Genomic DNA, 5248 nt, shown 5'->3' on the forward strand with positions numbered 1-5248 from the left:
GGTCGGAGGGCAGCCGGGGATAAAGACATCAACTGGCAGCACTTCCGCCAGCCCACCGTGGGCGAAAGCGCTTGGCCCCATCATGCCTCCGCTGCACGCGCAAGCTCCCACTGCCACCACTAAACGCGGATCAGGCATTGCCTCATAGGTCCGCAGCAGCGGCTCTTTCATCGCGTGGGTCACCGGCCCGGTCACAAGCAGCAGATCAGCATGGCGCGGCGAGGGGGTAAAGAAGATCCCCAGGCGCTGGATATCATAATAGGGATTCGTGAGCATTTTGATCTCAGACTCACAGGCATTGCACGAGCCAGCGTCCACGTGTCGGATATGAAGCGAGCCCCCGAACAAACGTTGTATACGTTTTTTGAGCTGCTCAGCAGCGTTTTCAGTTGCCACATCAGCAGGCATCGCCGTCATTCTGCTCCTTTCCATCCAGATATTCCTGTTCTCTATATGGAGAAAAGCGCACAACCTGGCGCAGGTCCTCACGTCCTGTCACAGCCAATTCATAGTCGGGTGTCATGCGTAGGGCCTCTGTCGGGCAGGCCTGCGCGCAGAGACCGCACATAATACAGCGGGCGTAGTCCAGCGTCACCTCCTGCCGCACGCCCGAGGTATCCTCTTCCATCTGCCAGCACTGCTGATCACCGTCCCCGGTCTCTGCTGAAGAGAGCAGACGGGTGCTCAGGCTCAGTGCTGCGGGCAGACAGAGCTGCACACAGGCTGTGCAACCCTGGTCCGCTTGGCACCGGCTGGCGTCGAGGATAGGCCGACCGCGGAACGTTGCAGGCATTGGTTCAGGGCGGGCAGGATAGCGTGTGGTAAGCACGCCGGTACGCAGCCCTTTGCGCACCCAGGAAAAGAACATGATATTTTCCTCCTCTGTCCTCGGAGAACAGCCTCAGATCATCGCCGAATGCCTTTGCTGCTCAGCGTTCCTTATCCCTGCCTGGACGAATCGTCTCACCCTTCGTCCCCTCAGCTATTAGCGCCTGCGATCGAAAGGCCGAAGCTCTGCTCAATGACCGGAAAATCCGTCAAGATATTGTGACCGGGAATGGCAATAGGGAAAGCCTGCCAATTAGCGAAGGAGGCTGGGCGTACACGATAGCGACGCAAGGTAGCATCTTCCCCAACCAGGAGCCAGTGGACCGCCTCACCATGAGGGGTCTCTGCCCATCCCAGTGCAGAGCCCCCTGGTGGCAAGGGGGGCATTGGCACCCGCACCTCACCCAGTGGAAGCCGCTTCAGGGCCTGTTCGATGATGAAAAGCGACTGCCTCGCCTCTTCCAGACGGATCTGCGAGCGGGCAAAGGCATCACCTTTTTGGAGAACGGGCACCTCGAACTGTACTTCCCCATAGGCAGCATAGGGATGGTCGCGTCGCAGGTCTCGATCAATACCGGAGGCGCGTCCGATTGGGCCGACGACGCTGTAAGCCCGGGCCTCGTCTGGGGGCAAAATGCCAGTTTCTTCCAGGCGGTCGTTATGCGAGGAAGAGTTGAGTAGCAAGGAGTGTAGCTCTTCCAGAGCCCCTCTGCATTCACGGCTCAGGGCTTCAATCGCCGCGATGTCTGCCTTTGCCAGGTCACGGCTCAGACCACCAGGGACATTCATGCCAAAGAGATAGCGATGCCCACTGATTGCGGCATTGAGGCGCAGTACGCGCTCTTTCAGAATATCAAACTGGGCCTGAGCAACGACCAGACCAGTAGCCTGACAGAGGTCAGCCTGGTAGCCCAGATGATTAAAGAGCCGCTCCAGCTCCCCCAGGATGGTACGCAGAAAGCGTGCGCGTAGTGGGACCTGTACTCCAGCCAGGCGCTCCAGTGCCTGACACAGGGCCAGCGAGTGAGAGAAGGCACTGGTGCCGGTGATACGCTCGGCCACCAGCGGCAACAACTCCGGCGACAGTCCCTCGGCTCGCTTCTCGAGGCCCCGATGCTTGTAAAACAACTGCAGGTGGACATCGACCAGCTCCTCACCTACCGTACGTAGCCGAAAATGGCCCGACTCCACTACCCCGGAACGCACCGGCCCTAGAGGATAATCGACCACCCCAGGAGGAGCTTCTTCCAGCTCTACAGCGCCTGCTTCATCTGCCGCCGTCGGCTGTGCCTGCGACCAGGAGAAGTCCGCACGCTGCGTCCAAAGCCTCTCTGGCCAGCTTGCAGGAAGCCGTAGGCGTTGCAGGAAAGGATGCCCGCGCGGTAAGGCTCCCGTTTCTTCCCAGACTACACGTTCATACCAGTCCGTCGCGGGCAAGCGATCGACAAGACTAGGGAAAGCTGCTCCCTCCTGCGCAAGCTCAGTAAGCAAATGGAGCCAGGCCTGCGCTTCATCAAGCGCAAAAAGGAGATGGAGCTGAAGTGTCCCCGTTGATGGATAGCCAGCGACAGCGAACAGATCAACGAAACGGGCTTGCGACTCCCGTTGAAGAGCCTCTATCGCCGCTGTCAGTGCTTCGACTGGAAGCACCAGCACAATCTCCTCACTCTCCTCTGAAACAGAGCGGATGACCCCCCCACAGGTCATAGCAAGATGGGTTGCAAGGATCTGGAGCTCGCTCATTGTCCAGCGCCTCCCAGCACAGTACTAGCCTGATGAAGTAGCGTACTCAGCGGAGCAGGAATCCAGATCCCCAGGCAGAGGACAACGAGCATGCTGAGCGCCATAGCCAGCACGCTCAGATAGCTGAATTCGCCCGGCTTGCTCGTCTCCGGCGGCTTCCCGAAAAGCATATGGCTGAGCTTAAAGAGCATCCCCATAAAGATGAGTGCGATCATGACGAGAACGGCAGCTGCCACCAGCGCAAAGCCCTGGCGAAAACCCGCACTGAGGATCGTCATTTCACTCATGAAGAGGCCAAAGGGCGGTGATCCAGTGAGCGCCAGCCCTCCTGCCAGCAGCATCCCTCCACTGATTGGCAACAGCCTGATTACACCAGCAACACGACTGATTTCCTTCGTTTCATACTTCAGTAAGATCTGCCCAGCAGCAAAGAACATCAGCGATTTAGTGAGAGCATGATTGAGAATCTGGAGCAGGGACCCATAGAGACCCATTGCTCCCCCAAAGGCAAGGCCGAGGGCAATGATCCCCATGTGCTCTATGCTCGAATAAGCGAGCAGACGCTTGTAGTCGCGCTGACGGGAAATGAGCAGGGTCGCAACGACCAGCGAAAGCAGGCCGAAGGTCAGCAGAAGCTCCGTTGGATAGGCTCGGCCCAACGATGGGACGGCCAGGGCGTAGAAGCGCAAAATGCCATAGAGCGCACAGTTCAGCAGGACCCCGGAGAGTAAGGCGCTGATCGGACTGGGAGCCTCGCTATGGGCATCGGGCAGCCAGGTATGCATCGGAGCCAGACCCGCCTTGGTTCCATAGCCTGCGATGATAAAGAGCAAAGCCAGACGCATCACTCCTGCATTCAGGTGCGTTGCTACCGGAGCCAGAACCGACCAGTTGAGATCGTAGCTTGGCCCCAGCACCTGCACTGCCGAGTAGTAGGCCAGGATGGTGCCAAAGAGGGCCAGGGCAATGCCCACAGAGCCGATAATCACATACTTCCAGGCGGCCTCTAGAGCCTCACGAGTCCCGTAAAAGCTTACCAGGAAGAGTGAAGCCAGGGTTGTTCCCTCAATGGCGATCCAGAGAACGCCCAGACTGTTGCTGAGAGGAACCACCAGCATGCTGAAGACGAACAGATTGAAGAGCACGTAGTAGCGGCGCAGGCGATGCAGACCTTCTCCCTCGGTGACATCCTGTTCTCGCATATCTTCACGCAAGTACCCGATAGAGTACAGAGCTGTTGTAAAGCTCACCAGGGCAATCACGAGTACCGTGAAGATGCTGAGCGCATCAGCATAGAGCCAGTCTCCCAGAGCGCTGAGTACGCCTCTTTGAAGCAGCTGATGGGCAGCCAGCAAGACCAGGACCAGCATGGCACCCGTGCTGGTTACGGTTAGCAATTCGAGCCCCAGGCGGCGCCGGATGAAGAGGCAGAGACCGCTGGCAACAACTGGAAGGCAGAGAATCAGACTTAAGAGCATAGCAATTACCCCCGCAAGCGCCGCAGGTCAGCCGTGTCGGCGCTCACCAGCACACGCTGGATCAGTGTGACCAACAGGCCCATGACTATGACCGCAATCAGAATATCGAAGAGAATACCAAATTCCACGATCAGGGGCATTCCGTAGGCGATGGCGATGGCACCTGCAAAGAGTCCATTCTCGATGGTGAGCAACCCGACTACCTGCATGACCACATGGCGACGGCTGGCCAGTAAGAACAGCCCCATCAGCACCAAAGCAATGGAGATCGCCAGTGGAGGCTTGTCCGGCACAACGCCACGAGCTACCACCGCCGGCGATACGAAGAAGGCCAGGACTGTGAGCAAGACACAGATGAGTAATGAGCTGGGAACGTTGATATAGGGGCGCACTTCCCGTTGAATATGCAAACGCCTTGTAATCCGCTGGAGAATCCAGCCAATGGCGCCACATTTTACCACGATGGTGAGGACGGCCACGGCGTAAAGATCCACGCTCCCGGTAATATAGCCCACGACTCCTGCTATCAATCCGAGCAGCAACGATTGGAGCATATAGGCCCAGATAGCATGAGAGAGAAGGCGGGCCGCTGTTATTGCAAAGGTACTCAGGAGAAGCAGCACCCCCAGAATCTGAAGGAGCTGTGTGGATGGCGCAGCGATCAGTGACGTCGTCTTTACCAACTCTCCGGCTACCGTGGGAGCAAGCACTGGTACCATATTTCGACTCCTTGCTGAGGGAATCTCCACCCCCTGAAGCGTCAGGCCGTTCAGTGGAGCTGAAGCAGGTAAAAGGTCACGATGGCCAGGCCCGCACACACCAGGGCCATCCCCAAGAACTCTGGAATGCGAAAGAAGCGCCATTTTGCAAATGATGATTCAATGATCACTATCAGGCAACAAACGAGCACCATCTTTAGCAGGAGCGAGGCGAAGGCGATGAACAGAGTGAGCAGAGTGGTGTGGGCCTCTGGTGCAAGGCCCCACGGAGCGGTCAGGACATTGAGCAGGATAGTAAGGAGCACAAAGAAGCGCATGGCCCCTCCCCATTCCATCAGGGCCAGCTCCTGACCTGAGTATTCAATGGTGCGGGAGGCTTCAATCATCGAGAGTTCGAAGGTGGTTGAGGGATTATCGACCGGAATACGCCCACCTTCAGCCAGAATGACGAGCAACAAGGCCACCACCAGCAGCCAATGA

General features: G+C 57.7%; 6 protein-coding genes. All 6 read right to left on the bottom strand.

Translation table 11 applies throughout. The features are described 5' to 3' along the window. The coding region (locus BGC09_RS21815; RefSeq protein ID WP_218104136.1) for an NADH-quinone oxidoreductase subunit B family protein at positions 1-408 on the bottom strand (408 nt) is incomplete at its 3' end. Continuing rightward, positions 398-868, bottom strand: a complete 471-nt coding sequence (locus tag BGC09_RS21820; RefSeq protein WP_069806314.1) for a 4Fe-4S binding protein — start codon at positions 866-868, stop codon at positions 398-400. The genes BGC09_RS21820 and BGC09_RS21815, both read right to left, overlap by 11 nt. A gap of 110 nt (positions 869-978) precedes the next feature. Beyond that, positions 979-2571, bottom strand: a complete 1593-nt coding sequence (locus tag BGC09_RS21825; protein WP_069806315.1) for a hydrogenase large subunit — start codon at positions 2569-2571, stop codon at positions 979-981. Next, positions 2568-4049 carry a hydrogenase 4 subunit F gene (locus tag BGC09_RS21830; protein ID WP_069806316.1) on the bottom strand — a complete coding sequence of 494 codons (1482 nt, stop codon included), beginning with the start codon at positions 4047-4049 and terminating at the stop codon, positions 2568-2570. The genes BGC09_RS21825 and BGC09_RS21830 overlap by 4 nt, the downstream gene beginning before the upstream one ends. A gap of 5 nt (positions 4050-4054) precedes the next feature. After that, the gene (locus BGC09_RS21835) at positions 4055-4768 is read right to left on the bottom strand and encodes an NADH-quinone oxidoreductase subunit K (RefSeq protein WP_084659235.1); all 714 of its coding nucleotides are present in this window, start codon (positions 4766-4768) and stop codon (positions 4055-4057) included. Between the two features lie 50 nt (positions 4769-4818). Further along, positions 4819-5248 (bottom strand): NADH-quinone oxidoreductase subunit H (locus BGC09_RS21840; protein WP_176729007.1); only part of this gene is annotated, 430 nt, incomplete at its 5' end.

The organism is Thermogemmatispora onikobensis, assembly GCF_001748285.1.
In the GTDB taxonomy this organism is placed as follows: domain Bacteria; phylum Chloroflexota; class Ktedonobacteria; order Ktedonobacterales; family Ktedonobacteraceae; genus Thermogemmatispora; species Thermogemmatispora onikobensis.